This is a genomic window from Shinella daejeonensis, assembly GCF_024281235.1.
Classification (GTDB): domain Bacteria; phylum Pseudomonadota; class Alphaproteobacteria; order Rhizobiales; family Rhizobiaceae; genus Shinella; species Shinella daejeonensis.
Map to the genome: position 1 here is coordinate 77,032 of NZ_JAHWXY010000007.1, position 14,949 is coordinate 91,980.

The 14,949-nt window shown below is 59.7% G+C and carries 15 protein-coding genes and 1 pseudogene; 14 read left to right on the forward strand and 2 right to left on the reverse strand.

From position 1 onward, the window contains the following. The first annotated feature begins 186 nt into the window (after positions 1-186). From KYK29_RS16290 to KYK29_RS16310, 5 genes and pseudogenes are all read left to right on the forward strand, one after another. Positions 187-534 carry an ArsR/SmtB family transcription factor gene (locus KYK29_RS16290; RefSeq protein ID WP_254691954.1) on the forward strand — a complete coding sequence of 116 codons (348 nt, stop codon included), beginning with the start codon at positions 187-189 and terminating at the stop codon, positions 532-534. Further along, positions 531-944 (forward strand): arsenate reductase (glutaredoxin), encoded by a 414-nt coding sequence (gene arsC / locus KYK29_RS16295; protein WP_254691955.1) that lies wholly within the window; start codon positions 531-533, stop codon positions 942-944. Before KYK29_RS16290 ends, arsC begins: the two co-directional genes overlap by 4 nt. Further along, positions 941-1,666, forward strand: coding sequence for an arsenical resistance protein ArsH (gene arsH, locus KYK29_RS16300; protein WP_367881001.1), 726 nt, complete (start codon positions 941-943; stop codon positions 1,664-1,666). The genes arsC and arsH overlap by 4 nt, the downstream gene beginning before the upstream one ends. Positions 1,667-1,685: 19 nt before the next feature. Beyond that, positions 1,686-2,990: an arsenic transporter gene (locus KYK29_RS16305; RefSeq protein ID WP_254691956.1), complete on the forward strand. Its 1,305-nt coding sequence runs from the start codon at positions 1,686-1,688 to the stop codon at positions 2,988-2,990. A gap of 837 nt (positions 2,991-3,827) precedes the next feature. After that, positions 3,828-3,971 (forward strand): annotated as a pseudogene (locus KYK29_RS16310) (IS6 family transposase); the annotation flags it as partial. A 54-nt stretch (positions 3,972-4,025) separates the two neighbouring features. Here KYK29_RS16310 and KYK29_RS16315 read toward each other — a convergent pair. After that, positions 4,026-4,196, reverse strand: a complete 171-nt coding sequence (locus KYK29_RS16315; protein WP_254691957.1) for a hypothetical protein — start codon at positions 4,194-4,196, stop codon at positions 4,026-4,028. Positions 4,197-4,420: 224 nt separating this feature from the next. Between KYK29_RS16315 and KYK29_RS16320 the strand changes: the two genes are divergently transcribed. The 3 genes from KYK29_RS16320 to KYK29_RS16330 are packed head-to-tail and all read left to right on the forward strand — an operon-like array spanning position 4,421 to position 6,089. Beyond that, positions 4,421-4,999, forward strand: coding sequence for a hypothetical protein (locus tag KYK29_RS16320; protein ID WP_254691958.1), 579 nt, complete (start codon positions 4,421-4,423; stop codon positions 4,997-4,999). Further along, entirely contained in the window at positions 4,996-5,544 is a 549-nt protein-coding gene (locus KYK29_RS16325; protein WP_254691959.1) for a hypothetical protein, read from the forward strand. The genes KYK29_RS16320 and KYK29_RS16325 overlap by 4 nt, the downstream gene beginning before the upstream one ends. Continuing rightward, positions 5,541-6,089 (forward strand): hypothetical protein, encoded by a 549-nt coding sequence (locus KYK29_RS16330; protein WP_254691960.1) that lies wholly within the window; start codon positions 5,541-5,543, stop codon positions 6,087-6,089. Before KYK29_RS16325 ends, KYK29_RS16330 begins: the two co-directional genes overlap by 4 nt. On the opposite strand, the gene KYK29_RS16335 is transcribed toward KYK29_RS16330, so the two are convergent. Next, positions 6,076-7,374: a hypothetical protein gene (locus KYK29_RS16335; protein WP_254692046.1), complete on the reverse strand. Its 1,299-nt coding sequence runs from the start codon at positions 7,372-7,374 to the stop codon at positions 6,076-6,078. The two genes, KYK29_RS16330 and KYK29_RS16335, sit on opposite strands and share 14 nt — an antisense overlap. 1,101 nt (positions 7,375-8,475) lie before the next feature. Here KYK29_RS16335 and KYK29_RS16340 point away from each other — a divergent pair. The 6 genes from KYK29_RS16340 (at position 8,476) to KYK29_RS16365 (ending at position 14,842) form a co-directional block, all read left to right on the forward strand. Beyond that, positions 8,476-9,816, forward strand: coding sequence for an extracellular solute-binding protein (locus tag KYK29_RS16340; protein ID WP_254691961.1), 1,341 nt, complete (start codon positions 8,476-8,478; stop codon positions 9,814-9,816). A 76-nt stretch (positions 9,817-9,892) separates the two neighbouring features. After that, the gene (locus KYK29_RS16345; protein ID WP_254691962.1) at positions 9,893-10,777 is read left to right on the forward strand and encodes a carbohydrate ABC transporter permease; all 885 of its coding nucleotides are present in this window, start codon (positions 9,893-9,895) and stop codon (positions 10,775-10,777) included. 10 nt (positions 10,778-10,787) lie between these two features. Then, complete coding sequence (ugpE, locus tag KYK29_RS16350) at positions 10,788-11,684, forward strand: sn-glycerol-3-phosphate ABC transporter permease UgpE (RefSeq protein WP_254691963.1); 897 nt, start codon at positions 10,788-10,790, stop codon at positions 11,682-11,684. Between the two features lie 12 nt (positions 11,685-11,696). Continuing rightward, complete coding sequence (locus tag KYK29_RS16355; RefSeq protein WP_254691964.1) at positions 11,697-12,815, forward strand: ABC transporter ATP-binding protein; 1,119 nt, start codon at positions 11,697-11,699, stop codon at positions 12,813-12,815. A 27-nt stretch (positions 12,816-12,842) separates the two neighbouring features. Continuing rightward, entirely contained in the window at positions 12,843-13,766 is a 924-nt protein-coding gene (locus KYK29_RS16360) for a sugar phosphate isomerase/epimerase family protein (RefSeq protein WP_254691965.1), read from the forward strand. Positions 13,767-13,906: 140 nt separating this feature from the next. Beyond that, entirely contained in the window at positions 13,907-14,842 is a 936-nt protein-coding gene (locus KYK29_RS16365; protein WP_254691966.1) for a sugar-binding transcriptional regulator, read from the forward strand. The last annotated feature ends 107 nt before the right edge of the window (positions 14,843-14,949 follow it).

Here is a 14,949-nt window from a genome sequence, read left to right on the forward strand (position 1 = left end):
GTCGCACGGCGGCCATACGGGCCAGATGCCCGCGAGCGGTGATCGCAAAGCGCTCGTCATTTCGGGCTAGCTCACCGGTCTCTACTTCATCGTGGAACTCGGATCGGCATCTGGACGGGCTCGGTCGCCGTCATTTCCGATGCCATTCATACTTGAATATTACAAGGATATTTGTAATATCGTTCTATGGATGATGATTCAGCAGTTGCAGCTCTCTCCGCCCTTGCACACGGGGACCGCTTGGCCGCATTCCGCTTGTTGGTGCGCGCAGGGCCAGACGGCTTGCCTTCGGGCGAGATCGCTGAGGCGTTGTCGATCCCGCCGACGCGGATGAGCTTCCACCTTTCGGCTCTTGAACGAGCCGGACTTTTGCGTTCCTGGCGCGATGGTCGCCGCATCCTTTACTCAGCGAGCTACGACAACATGCGTGGCTTGCTCGTCTTCCTTACCGACGACTGCTGTTCAGGGAAGCCGGAAATCTGCGGTGATCTCGGCCAGTTGGCATTGCAATGTGAACCGGAAAAATGCAGTTGACAGTCACGATCTATCATAATCCCGCTTGCGGCACGTCCCGCAACACGCTCGCCATGATCCGCCAGTCTGGTGAGGAACCGAAAGTCATCGAGTATCTGAAGGAACCGCCCTCGCGAGAGACGCTGAAGAAACTGATCGATGCCATGGGCATGACGCCGCGCCAGCTCCTGCGCGAGAAGGGGACACCCTATGCTGATCTCGGTCTGGATGATCCGTCTCTGAGCGATGACGCGCTGTTGGACGCGATAATTGCTCACCCTATCCTCATTAACCGCCCGATCGTCGTGACGGATAAGGGTGTAGCCCTGTGTCGCCCGTCTGAAAAGGTACTCAGCCTTCTTACCAATCCGGTTTCTTCTTACGTCAAGGAAGACGGCGAGGTGGTGACGTTGGGGAGCGTTAAATCGTGACAGATCCGGTTTCCTTCGACCTGCCGGACGTTGACCTGTCACAGTTGCAGCCAATCGACACGGCAGCGCTCGTCGACCTCAACGGACCGATGCATCCGCCGCGCATCCTCATCCTCTACGGGTCGATCCGGGAGCGGTCGTATTCCCGGCTGCTGTCGGAGGAAGCGGGACGGCTTCTTCGCTGGTTCGGCTGCGACGTCCGCACATTTGACCCACGAGACTTGCCGTTGCCAGACGGCGCGGGGCCGGACCATCCCAAGGTTATGGAGCTTCGTAACCTCGCTAACTGGGCGGAGGGCATGGTGTGGGTCAGCCCCGAACGCCATGGGGCGATGACCGGTATCATGAAGGCGCAGATCGACTGGATCCCGCTTAGCCTTGGGGCGAAGCGTCCGACACAGGGAAAGACGCTTGCCGTCATGGAAGTTTCCGGGGGCTCGCAAAGCTTTAACGCCGTGAACCAGATGCGCGTTCTTGGCCGCTGGATGCGGATGGTGACGATACCGAACCAGTCATCGGTGCCAAAAGCCTTCCTGGAGTTCAACGAGGCGGGCCGCATGAAGCCGTCTTCCTACTATAACCGCGTCATCGACGTCTGCGAGGAGCTGGTGAAGTTCACTTGGCTCGTGCGCGGTCGTTCCGCCTATCTTACAGATCGCTATTCCGAACGCGTCGAAAGCGCGGCCGAATTATCCATGCGCGTGAACCAGCGCTCGATCTGATTTTCACGGGAACATTTCCATGCTCGCTCTTGCGATCTTTGTCGCCACCCTCGTTCTCGTTATCTGGCAACCAAGGGGCCTCGGCATTGGCTGGGCGGCGCTGATCGGCGCCGCCGTTGCCCTTCTGACCGGGGTCGTCGGTTGGGCCGATGTAGGCACCGTCTGGGATATCGTCTGGGACGCGACTTTTACCTTTGTTGCGCTCATCATCATCTCGCTGATCCTTGATGAGGCCGGGTTTTTTTCCTGGGCCGCACTTCACGTCGCTCGCTGGGGCGGCGGAAATGGTCGAAGGCTATTCCCGTTGATCATCATCCTCGGCGCTGCAATCGCAGCAGTGTTTGCCAATGACGGCGCCGCACTTCTCTTGACCCCAATTGTTCTTGCCATCCTTCTACGCCTCGACTTTCCGCCGACAGCGGCACTGGCGTTTACGGTCGCCTGCGGTTTCGTTGCCGATACGACCTCGCTTCCTCTCGTCGTTTCCAACCTGGTCAACATTGTCACGGCGAACTATTTCGGCATCTCCTTCGGCCGATACGCTGCCGTCATGGTTCCGGTGAATTTCGTCTCGCTCGCCGCCACACTTCTCGTCCTCTCGTTCTGGTTTCGCCGGGACATTCTTGTGACGTATCGGGTCGATGAGCTGGAAGAACCACGTCACGCCATTCATGATCATGCCGTCTTTCGAACCGCCTTTCCATTGTTGGGCCTCCTTCTTGTTGCCTATTTCGTGACCGGGCCAATGGGCGTGCCAATTTCCTTCGTGACCGGTGCGGCCGCCCTTGTCCTGCTAGCCGTTGCGGGCCGCTGGTTCCCTAGCGAAACGAGTCCTGTCGTGCCGATTGCCAAGGTACTGCGTGGCGCACCCTGGCAAATCGTCCTCTTCTCAATCGGCATGTATCTCGTCGTCTACGGGCTTGGAAACGCAGGCCTGACCGATATGGCCGCCAACATCTTGCTCTGGCTGGCCGCTCAGGGAACATTCATCGCTACCGTCGGCACAGGTTTTGTAGTCGCAGTGCTCGCCTCGGTCATGAATAATATGCCTGCCACTCTTGTTGGCGCGCTTGCTATCGACAGGGCGGATGTTCCGGCTTTCACACAGGAGCTTATGGTCTATGCCAACGTCATCGGTAACGACCTCGGGCCAAAATTCACGCCGATCGGATCGCTTGCGACATTGCTTTGGCTTCACGTGCTTGCACAGAAAGGCCAGCGCATCACATGGGGACAATACATGAAGGTTGGCCTCATACTGACACCGCCAGTCCTCCTTATCACGCTCGTCGCCCTTTGGATCTGGATGCCTGTCGTGTCGTGATTCCTCTGGTAGCTCGACATATGGCCCAATCTGTTCAAAACGCAGCCACTTGGACTAATCACTTCTACCGACTCCGGCGACCACGGTTGCGGCAATCGAGGTGCCCAAGGATTCGCGGGCAATGTCGATCAGATCGGCACCGACACCGCACCAAGTCACGACTTTCAACCAGGGAAGCGCGCCTGCCCGGATACAATCCGGAGTTGACCAGGTGTTGACCAAGTTTCAAGAGGGAAGGGCCACCTTGCGGCGACCGTTATGTAAAGCCTTGATTACCTGATGAAACTGGAGCGGGCGAAGGAATTCGAACCCTCGACCCCAACTTTGGTAAGAATCGGCATTTACGCCGCGGTCCGAAAAAGCAAGCAAAGATGGGTGCGTGCTCCCGCAACCATCTTTACCGGCGTCGATTGCAAGTTATGATCGACGCCGGTCCCCGCAACCATCTTTACTTGTTCGGGCAGCAAGTGAAGATTAGATCCTGCCCCCGCAACCAGAATTGAAGAAAAAGCCTCGTTGCCCCCGGTAGCGAGGCTTTTTGCTGTCTGCTTCCCCAAGAAGCATGATTGCTCCGAGTGACCTGCCACTGAACTTTCGTCCAGCGGCGATTAGAGCCTTGTCCGTTTCTGTTACGCCATAGGACGCGGGTTTTACAACCGGTGGAGACGCGAAGCTCACATTGAGCGAAGCGTCGGAGCAGGTTGTGGCGAGTATCTCGGCGAAGGCCGCCGTGGTCTGGTAGCCGAGCGAGGACTGCGGCCTCGACGGTACTTTCGCAAACTCGGTGTCAACCAAGACTGATGCATGAATGCTGCCCCTCATGACTGGGAGTGTTTCATGTTTTCAGGCCGCCACTTCGACCGTTCGGTGATCCTGCTGTGTGTACGCTGGTACCTGACGTATAACCTCAGCCTTCGGGATCTGGAAGAGATGATGGCCGAGCGAGGAAACCACATTGACCATTCCACAATCCATCACTGGCCGAGCAGTTCGAAATCCTCGCCGCCTGAACACAGTATCCGTTGACCCCATTCGTCACAGCTTCGAGTTTGCGACAAAGCCGTCGGATGCAGTTGCTGCAAGGACCGCCCCTGCGGCCAACCCCGCATTGCAGTGTGCCGGCTGGCTGCCACCAAGCATGTCGCAGTTGCAGCAGCCTTCGAGGGCCAGAGCGACGATGATCGATAAAGCGGCGCGATAAATCATTGCCCGATCGTTTCAACCGTGCAGCAGATCGTCAATAGGGCATATCTGCTGTGTCACGGATACCCTGCTCACGCGCTCGGTCATCGACTGGATTACGACAATAGGCCGCGTGGACGTCGGGGTTAGCGTGGAAGATCAGCCTATGGTCTCTGTCGACGGATCAACGAGGTGCGGCCGGTGACCTGGCATAAAAGCTTGAAGCTGGGCCGGGTATCCGGTTCAATATGGCTATGGCTCGATATTTGCTGAAATCTACAGCTCGTCAAATCCGCGTCCGTGTTCTCGCTGCAATCGGCGTCTTTGCTGCCATTGTCGTAACATGGTGGATGAAAGTGGAAGATGCGCGCATTCCGGATGCACCGCCCGAGATCGCGTTCGGTGAACCGGTCAGCGTTGGCCGTTCGGTCTTCACTCCGCAAAAGCTCACCATTAAACCCGGCAGGGAGCCGGGTGAGCGTATGCTGGTGCTCACTGGACTGCTTGAGAATGTAACTGGTGCGACGCAGAAGGCGGTGTTCGGCTTTCCGGAAAAACTGCCTGAACTCTCATCCGGCGATACGGATTTTCCAACCCCGCAGGTCAATCTGGTGCGGGACAATTACTTTTTGAAGCAGCTTGAGCCGCGCATTCGCGAGGCGGTCACCATCGTCTGGAAAATTCCGCAGGACTGGCAGGAGCAGGACGTATCGATCAAGTTCAGCGCGCAGAAGTTCAAGCTCAATGACAACCTCTATTCGAAGGCGAGCTGGCTGTTGTTCTATCCAACCGGCACCTTGAGCGTGCGGCCGGAGAAGGCGGCATGAACATCTTCGGCAATCTGATAGCGGTGTTGCTGGGTGGCGTGGCTCTCGGAGCAATGATGAACACTGTGCCGGACTACAACAGCAGTTTCCAGCCTTTCGCCGTTTTCGCGGGGAAGGACGGAATCGGGCAGGGTCGTCAGTTTATCGCCGAACTGACAGCGCTGAAAAGGGCCGACGCCATCTCTTACACGCGGTTCAAGGAGGATGTTTCGCGCGACACGTCGGCGACCTTTCTCGTCGCGGAGCTTTCGATTAGCGGCCGGTCTGAATCGCGACAGCTTGAGGCGATCTGGCTCGGCGCGACCGGACGGCAGTACAGCCAGTCTGCCCGCCTTGAAGAGGCGCCGCGCAACCTTTCTTTGGCCCGTTTCGAGCCGGGACTGACGGATCGAACCGTCGCCATATTCGAGGTGCCCAAAGACGAAATCGTTGGTGGGCGACTGGCTCTTGCCCCGCGTGGCGGCATGGTGATGGACAGCGCCGTGCATTTTGCGGGTCCCGCAGCCATGCCGGGAAATCAGCCAATGCTGAGGCTGGAGCCTTGAAGAATCTGCGGTGGCTTGCCGTTACAGCCGTCTTGTTCACGGCCACACTCTGCGTGACGGGGTGGTCTGTTCTCAAGGATCTCGGCCATCAGCGAGAATGGAAGGCCGTATCCGTCAGTGGAGCCGAGGGCGAGTTGGACGGCATTCGCGTCGGCGTGCGCGAGGCGCGGGCCGCTGTTGTGGATAACAAGCCCGATCGTGCGCTTCTCTTCGTGCGTATCGACCTCCAGGGACTACAGACCAATGCGCAATCGTGGGTGGATTGCCGCGCCAGCCTGCGATCATCGGATGGCCAGATGTGGTTGCCCATCTACGACTATTCAATTCGTGGCGCGATCCGGATTTTGGCTTCGGACGGGAAGGACAACGGCGATTGCAATCCCACAGAGGTTACGGAGAGTAGTCCGACCACCTTTGACCAGATCTATCGCCTGCCGGCGTCGGCGCTCGACGATTTGACCTTACGCGTCTCGGGCTATGGAACGCGGCCCGCCGCACTCGCATTTCCGCTCAAGCCGGAGGTGCGCAGGTTCAAGGCTGAGTAGCCGCGGCTTTCTGCTGTGCACGCCCGGCCAGTTCCAGTCCTGCCGCCAGAATGCAGAACTGGACGATAACCACGATTAGCCCGGTTTGTGGCTGGCCCGGATAACCGAACAGAAGATTGAGCGGCTGCTGCAGCAGCCGCCACACGGTCGGGTCCTGTGGACCTACGAACTGCGCCGTTCCAACCCATGCCCAGCGCCCGAGATAATCGGCAAAGCGCCACAGTACGATGACCGAGACCGTCAGCGCCATGCCGGCCGAGGCTGCCAGCATCACACCGTTGACGACCGCATGCCAGCGCTTCACCGTTCCGCCCCAGAAATAGCCGATGAAATCGGTAATCGGCTTCGGCAGGCCGCTCCACCGCTGCAACATATGAGCCGTCACACGCTGGGTGCTGTCCGTCATCAGGTTCAGGTCATGGCCATAGATGATGGCGCCGAGATTGAACCAGATCAGCGGTAGGGCCGAATACCAGAACAGCGCGTTCAACCACTGCAGCGGTTGAAACGCCGGCACCCAGTCGATCGGGCGCGTGGCGGGACTCATCACCTCGGCGCTGGCGGTGGGAAGCAGAAAGTCCAGAAGCTCGCGCGGCGAAGGCAATTGTGCAAGCCATGCCACAAGCTGATCCTGCCAGCCGGAAATCAGATAGAGACCGAGCAGCGCCCACGCCGTTTCGCACGCCACGATGAACAGCGGCCAGACGCCGTTGCCGGTCTTCTTGTGCAGGCTCTTGGCTACGCGACGCAGCACCCAGATCAGCAGGACTGCTACGACAATCCACCATGAGCTTTGCACCTCCAGCGCGGTCGGCCCATGATCCCTCGGCGCAAGAAAGTCGATCCGGCTGTTCTGGGTGTCGAGAAACAGTTTCGAATAGTCGCGCAGCGTGTTGGACAGGAAGCCCCAGCCCGCATAATAGCCATAGAAGGGGATGAGGACGGCGAGCAGCGCACCGGCGAAAAGACTGCCGTCACGGGGCGTGGTTTCGAGTTCCGTGGCGTCCGCCTCGACCGGCTGATGCCTGTGGCGCAGCAACGGCAGCCCGTCGCGCAGAACGATGAACATTGCCGCAAAGACGACCAGTTGCAGCAGGATGATGGGAGCAAGCGCGATCAGGCCTGCGAATCGGCTGAGAAGGCCAATCTCGACCGCGCCGCGCAAAAGCAGGATGTTGAGCAGGATGCTGCCCATCCAGATGGCGCTTAACGGCGCGCCGAAACGCAGGAACAAATTTGTACTTAGCCGGATATGGGTAGCGGCGATCTGCAGGCTTTCGGGCATATACACGTCGCGGGTCTCTGGGCAGTTGCATTCTTGTCGAGGCCCCCGCCGCGAGACGCTATTCTACGCTACTGTAGCACGATGCCGCAAGCAGCGCCCAATTGCTCGACAGGTTTCGCTGGGAATGGACAGGATGAGGCCGGAAGCCGCTAGACCGGTCGACGGCACTCGACACTGGGCTACATGTCGCCAGCAGAATTTGAAACCCAACTCGCCCAGCAGGCGGCTTAGTTCGAAGCGCCTCCGTGGTCCAGCCCGAGGGGTCCACTCCAATCCCCGGGTCAGTTCCTGGTGGAAATCAACAGCAGGGCTTCGCGCGCCGTCAGCCACGGCAGAGCAACTTTCCCGATGTGCTATGGCACCGAGCTGACCTCGAATGCCATCCTAGCGTGGCAGGAAGACCGGCATGTCGAGTGGCACTACATCGCGCCGGGTGTCTGTCGTCTCATACAGCTATGGTTGACGCAGTTCGATCGAGGGCACGGTTCGTTTCGTGGCCGCTTCAATCAGAGACTACGCCTGGAACAGCTGGGTTTCACTGTTTGACAGGATGCGCACTGGTCTCATCAGCCGCAATGCAAAGTTGATCCAGGGAGCTGCCTGACCGGCGGTCTCGAGCAGGTCGAGGAGACCCGTCACCTCGGGGCCGAAACCAGAGACCAGATTGCCACGATTGATGTGGCCAGGGACACTGAGGGGGAAGATTTGCGGTCCACTCTCTGCCAAATAAGCAAGAACTGCCTTTTCACCGCCATTTCAATCCTTCTGAGGCTCGTAAGCCATACTTCATGAAGGATCACTTTGCATGGGGCAGACCAGGGTTTCCAGATCCGGCCTCAATGATCCGGTGTCTGCGAGGCATTGGCGATTTGGTGAAGCTCCGGCAGCAGGCCAGACGTCACCCTTCTGTTCACCGAGGGTGATCGAACCATCCCCGACCTGAAGAGTGAACGATCCGTACAGCGTGTAGGCTGCAAACAGGCCACCCTTGCACATAAAAGGTTCATTCACCCGTCACCAATCTATCATGCAAGGCCGGTACAGCAACATGAGCATAAATGCTCATATTGAAAGAACGCGTCAGATCTGGACAAAGGTGGGATGATGAAACCGTATATTCTGGGGGCAATTTCGTGCTCTCTTCTGGCATTGGCCTCTGCTGCCAATGCAAATGACCGCATCAAATTCGACTTCTGGCACGGGCTGACTGGCCAGCTGGGCGAGGTGGTCGAACGGCAATGCGCCCTCTTCAACGGGTCGCAGACGGAGTATGAGGTGACCTGCACGGGGCAGGGCGGCTATGACATGGCCGAGCAAAACACGATTGCCGCCTTCCGCGCAGGCGAGCAGCCGACAATCGTGCAGATGTATGAAATCGGGACCGTGAACTTCATGCTCTCGGGCGCGATTTATCCGGCCAACCAGTTCGCCAAGGATCACGGGCTGGACATCGACTGGTCGGCCTATTTCCCCGGCATCGCGAACTATTACGCGACTTCGACGGGCGAGATGTGGTCCTTCCCCTATAATTCCTCGACCGCTGTCTTCTACTGGAACAAGGATGCCTGGGCGAAGATCGGCAAGGACCATGCGCCGCAGACCTGGGATGAGCTTGGCGCCGATCTGGCGGCGATGAAGGAAGCGGGCATCGAATGTGGCTTTGCTTTCGACTATGACGCCTGGATGAACCTGGAACAGTTCTCGGCGGTGAATGCGCTGCCGGTGGCGACCATGGACAATGGCTATGGCGGGCTGGGCGCAGAAGTCACCTTCCACGAGACGCCCTTTGTCGACCACATGCAGCGTTACAAGGACTGGGTCGATCAGGGCTTTGCCCGCGTGCAGACCCAGCAGACCGGCAAATCGCTGGTGCAGGCCTTCGCTGACGGCACCTGCGCCTCGATGGTTCATACCATCGGCAACCACAGTGTCATCAAGGACACCCAGGTTGACGGGCTGAACTGGGACGTGACCCTGATGCCGGTGATCGATGTGGATAATCGCCACAACTCGATCGTGGGCGGGGCCGCGCTCTGGGTGCTGCAGGGCAAGTCGCCCGAGGAATATAAGGCCGCCGCCGCCTTCCTCGCCTATGTCACCGGTGCTGAAACGGGGGAGCGTTATATGGTCGAGAATACCGGCTATATTCCGGTCACTCTTCCGGGCTTCGAGCTGCTGAAAAACAGCGGCTTTTATGAACAGGACCGTTTCAGGGGCCGCGAGGTCGCCATCGCTTCGCTGACGGCCTCTGACGTGACCCCCCTGACCCGTGGCATCCGGCTGGGCAACCATATCGCCATCCGCAATGAAATCCGCACTGCGATGGAAACCTTCCTGTCGGGCAAGGCCGATGTGAAGACCGCCGTAACCGAAGCCGCCGAACGGTCGAACCAGACGTTGCGCCGCTTCGAGCAGACCTATCGCGGCGCTGAACTGCCCTGATCGCCAGACCCCTGACCTGCCACGGGCGCAGTCGCGCCCGTGGTCGTATTCTGCACCCAGGCCCGGGACCACTGCCTTGAATAAACGTGCGACTTTCTCGAACAGCTGGCTAGCCGCAGCATTGCTGCTGCCACAATTGCTGCTGGTATTCATCTTCTTCTACTGGCCCTCGGGCGAAGCCTTGTGGTGGTCCTTCACCCTTGAACGCCCCTTCGGCGGCGGCAATGAGTGGGTCGGTTTCTACAATTACCTGAGTGTCTTGCAGGATTCGCGTTATTGGGGGTCGGTCCGCGTCTCTGTCATCTTCGCGATTGCCGCCTCGGCTCTGTCGATCCTCCTTGCGCTGATGCTGGCGGTCTTCGTGGATCGCCGCATGCGCGGGCATCAGATTTTAAAGACCGGCTTCTTCCTGCCCTATGCGCTGGCCGCGCCCGCCGTAGGTCTGGCGTTCCGCTTCATCTTCGCACCCGATGCAGGGCTGATTGCCGGGATCAACCGGGTATTCCCGGGCCTGTGGAACCCGGCGCTTGACGGCAATGACGCGCTGACACTGATCATCCTGGCGCAAGCCTGGAGCCTTGTTGGCTACAATTTCATCTTTTTTCTGGCCGGGTTGCAGTCGATCCCGCGCGCATTGCTCGAGGCCGGGGCGATGGATGGCGCCGGCCCCCTGCGGCGGGTGTGGGATCTGCAACTGCCGCTGCTGGCTCCAACGCTGTTCTTCCTGCTGGTGATCAATATTACCGACAGCTTCGTCAATTCCTTCGGCATCGTCGATATCGTGACCTCGGGCGGGCCGGCGCGGGCGACTGAACTGATGGTCTACAAGGTCTATACCGACGGTTTTCAGGGCAAGGATTCTTCGCTGGCCGCAACCCAGTCGGTGATCCTGATGGTGCTGATCATGGCGCTGACCTTCGTGCAATTCCGCTTCATCGAGCGGAAAGTCCATTACAACTGAGGCCCGGACAATGATCGAACGCACCCCCGTCTTCGACGCAATCGTTCAGGTCCTGCTGGTCCTGAGCTTTGTGGCGCTGCTGCTGCCCTTCTGGGTGGTGCTGGTCGCGGCCAGCCATGATTTTCACACCGTGAACCAGGTGCCGATGCCACTATTACCCGGCCGGCATCTGTTCGAGAACCTCGCCACCGCCTGGGAGAAAGGCAACTTCAGCCGCGTCATGGTCAACTCGTTGATCGTGGCCATCGCCGTGACGGCGGGAAAGATCGCGCTGGCGGCAATTTCTGCCTTTGCCATCGTCTATTTCGACTTCCGTCTGAAGAAGCTGGCTTTCTGGGCGATCTTCATCACCCTGATGTTACCGCTGGAAGTGCGGATCGTGCCCACCTATTCGGTCGCCGCCGATGTACTCGCCCCGTTCGAGGCGATCCTGAACCTGACCGGGCTCAGCGTGGATCTGCCGCAATGGAGCTTGCTGAATTCCTATTCCGGGCTGGTGCTGCCGCTGGTCGCCACCGCGACGGGGACCTTCCTTTACCGCCAGTTCTTCATGACCGTGCCGGATGAACTGGCCGAGGCGGCGCGAATGGACGGATCGGGGCCGCTGCGGTTCTTCTGGGATATCCTGCTGCCCCTGTCGCGCGCGAATATGATCGCGCTGGCGACGATCATGTTTGTCTTTGCCTGGAACCAGTATCTCTGGCCGCTGCTGATCATCACCGATCAGGCAAATTTCGCCACCGCCACCATGCAGTTGCAAAAGGTTGTCCCGAATGGCGTCTGGGGCGAGCCGCCGGTCTGGAACACCGCCATGGCCGCAAACCTGATCGTTCTGTTTCCCCCCGTCCTCGTGACCCTGCTGTTGCAGCGGTGGTTTGTGCGCGGGCTCATCTCGGCTGAAAAATAAGGAAGTGCCAATATGACCGGCATCGAGCTCCGCTCGCTTCGCAAGACCTATAGCGGCAATGACGTGCTGCACGGGCTGGACCTGACCGTGACGCCGGGCGAGTTCCTGGTGCTGCTGGGCCCCTCTGGTTGCGGGAAGTCCACCCTGATGCGGATGATCGCAGGGCTGGAGGCCGTGACGACGGGTGACATTTTGATCGATGGGCGGCGCGTCAATGACATCGAACCGCGCGCGCGCGGCTGCGCGATGGTCTTCCAGAACTATGCGCTTTACCCGCATATGTCCGTCTCGCAGAACATTGGCTATGCACTGAAGGTGGCGGGGGTTCCAAAGGCCGAACGCCAGGCCCGCATCAGCGCGGTGGCCGGATCGCTGGCGCTGACCGATTTCCTGGACCGTAAGCCGTCGCAGCTTTCGGGTGGCCAGCGCCAGCGCGTGGCGATGGGCCGCGCCATGATCCGGTCGCCGCGCGTGTTCCTGTATGACGAGCCATTGTCGAACCTCGATGCAAAACTCCGGGTGGCAATGCGACTGGAAATCCGCCGGCTGCATCAGAAACTTGGCACAACGACGGTCTTCGTCACCCATGACCAGGTAGAAGCGATGACACTGGCCGACCGGATCGTGGTGATGAATGCCGGCCGCATCGAGCAGGTCGGTACCCCGTCCGAGGTCTATCAGCACCCGCAATCAACCTTCGTGGCGGAATTCATCGGCGCGCCTGGCATGGGGCTGGTCGATGCCATCGCTGACCCGAAGCGGGGCGTGCTCTGCCTTGGCGACGGGCAGGAAGTGCGTTTTGACGCCGCCCGCTGGCCCGATCTGCCACATGGCGCTGTCAGGCTTGGCCTGCGGGCCGAAGAGATCGGCATCACCGCCCATCCGTCTGCGCACACAGTCATGGCGCGGGTGGAACTGATCGAGAATATCGGCCCCCATCGCCATGCGCATCTGAGCCTGTCCGGCTGCAATCTGATCGCACAGGTGCCAAATGATTTTGCCCTGCAATCCGGCGCGCAGGTTGCCATCGGTTTCGACATGGCCGCACTCCAGCTTTTCGATCCCGCCACAGGACGTCGCCATGCCGGGCAAAACGTCCCTCTCGCCGAGCGCATCGCGGCCACCGTTTAATTCACTCAGAACCACAGGACATCACGCATGACCAACCTCCCCGATGTCGGGCTTTCGGCCCGCGTTCCCTCGCTCGACTTGACCAGCTTTGGCCCTGAACTGGACGAATTACAGGGCTATGGCGTCACCTCAGTCGAGATCCCGACCTTTGACATGGATATTGTCATCGGTGCGAAGATCCTGCGCGACCGGCTGGCGCTTCTGAAGTCCACCTGTGCGGATCGCGGACTGGTCTACAGCGTCCACGGGCCGCTGTCCCTGAACCTGATGGATGAGCCCTGGCGGCTGCCTCACCACATGAAGGTGCTGCGCGCCTCGCTTGAGGTCGCGGCGGAACTGGGGGCCGAAAACTATGTGCTGCATGGCGGTCTGATGCGCCAGCAACAGGCCACAGGGGTCGAGGATGGCTATGCCCGCCAGCGCGAGGCACTGGCACAAGCCGGCGATATCGCCCGAGACCTGGGGCTATATATCTGCGTCGAAACGATGTTTGCGGGCTATCACGGGATGAATGTCACCGCCTCGCCTGCCAGACTGGCGCAGGAACTGGCCGCTCTCGCCCATCCGAATGTCGCCGCCACACTGGATGTCAGCCATGCTTATCTGAAGCTGACCTATGACGGTCGCCGCGAGGACTTTCTGGCGGAACTGGCGGTGCTTTCGCCGTGGGCGCGCCATGTCCACCTGCATGACAGTTTTGGCCTGCAAGACGACATCTGGATGTATAACGATTCCGAACGTGTCGTTTACGGGCATGGCGATCTGCACCTGCCGATGGGTTGGGGCGATATCCCCTGGTCCGCCATCATGGCCGGCTGCGCTTTTCCTCGTGGTGCCGTCTTCAACCTGGAAATGAAGCCCCGCTTCTGGCACGCGGTCCCCGAAAGTGTCGCGGCGGCAAAGGCGCTGGCGGCAAAGGCGCGGCTGGTCGCGCCACCGCTGGCCGTCTGATCGTTGACGCACCTGTCTTCCCGCGCAATCAATGGCGGGAAGACACATGACAAAGAGAGGCGCGCATGTCCGCGAGATCAGGGGTAGCACAAAAGGCCATTTCGGCGGCCCGATCCACGCTTATGTTGCAAGCGGCTGAGATGTATTACCTGCGCGACCAATCCCGCTCGGCCATTGCCGAGGCACTGGGGATCAGCCGCTTCAAGGTCGCACGGCTGCTGATCGACGCGCGCGAACAGGGAATCGTCCAGATCCACCTGACCCGCCCTGACGGCCTGGATCCCGACCGCGCCCGCAGACTTTGCGAGACTTGGCGCCTTCGCCATGCCATCGTCTTGCCGGAGATGCCCGAAGATGCGTTGCAGAACGCACTGGCTCATGCTGCCGCATCCTATCTTACTGAACATTTGACACCCGACGACGTATTAGGGTTGGCCTCGGGGCGAACAACAGGCCGGATCGCCCGCGCTTTGGGCAGCCTGCCGGCCTGCACCATCGTTCAGATTATCGGCGTCACCTCAGCGACGACGCTATGGGACAACCCGACCGAGGCGATACGCCGTATGGCGCAACTTTCTGGTGGTCCGTGCTATCCCGTCTTTGCTCCCTTCGGACTGGGCAGCGCCGACGCAGTGGCAATTCTGCGGCGCGAGCCTGCTATCGCTGCCGCTTGGGCGCAGTTCTCCTTCCTGACGCGTGCAATTGTCACCACAGCGCCCTGGGCGACGGGGGTCTCGATGATCCACGATTCCGTGACGCCCGCCGACCAGGTGGAAGCAGCCGCTCTTTCGCCTGCCGCCGAAATACTGGGCAATCTGATCGACAGCAACGGTCGCCCGGTTGCGGCTGATCTGACCGAGCGACTCCTGACGATCTCACTCGACGAGTTGAGCCGCATTCCAGACGTGATCCTGGTGTCGGGCGGTACAAGTCGTCAACAAGCCATCCATGCGGCTCTCATGACAGGCATTGTTGATACCCTCATCACCGACAGCGGTACTGCACGATTTCTCTTGCAGAAGTCAGAGATCAATCACGGGCAGCCAAATGGGTGCGCGCTCCCTGATGAATATTAGAATGATTTAGGTGTTTAGTTCTTTCTCCCGCTGTTCGCGATGCCTATCGCCAATTCAAGCGTGGAGCGTTCCCCGAGTATCACGGGATCTCGCGGGCAGCGTCAGTC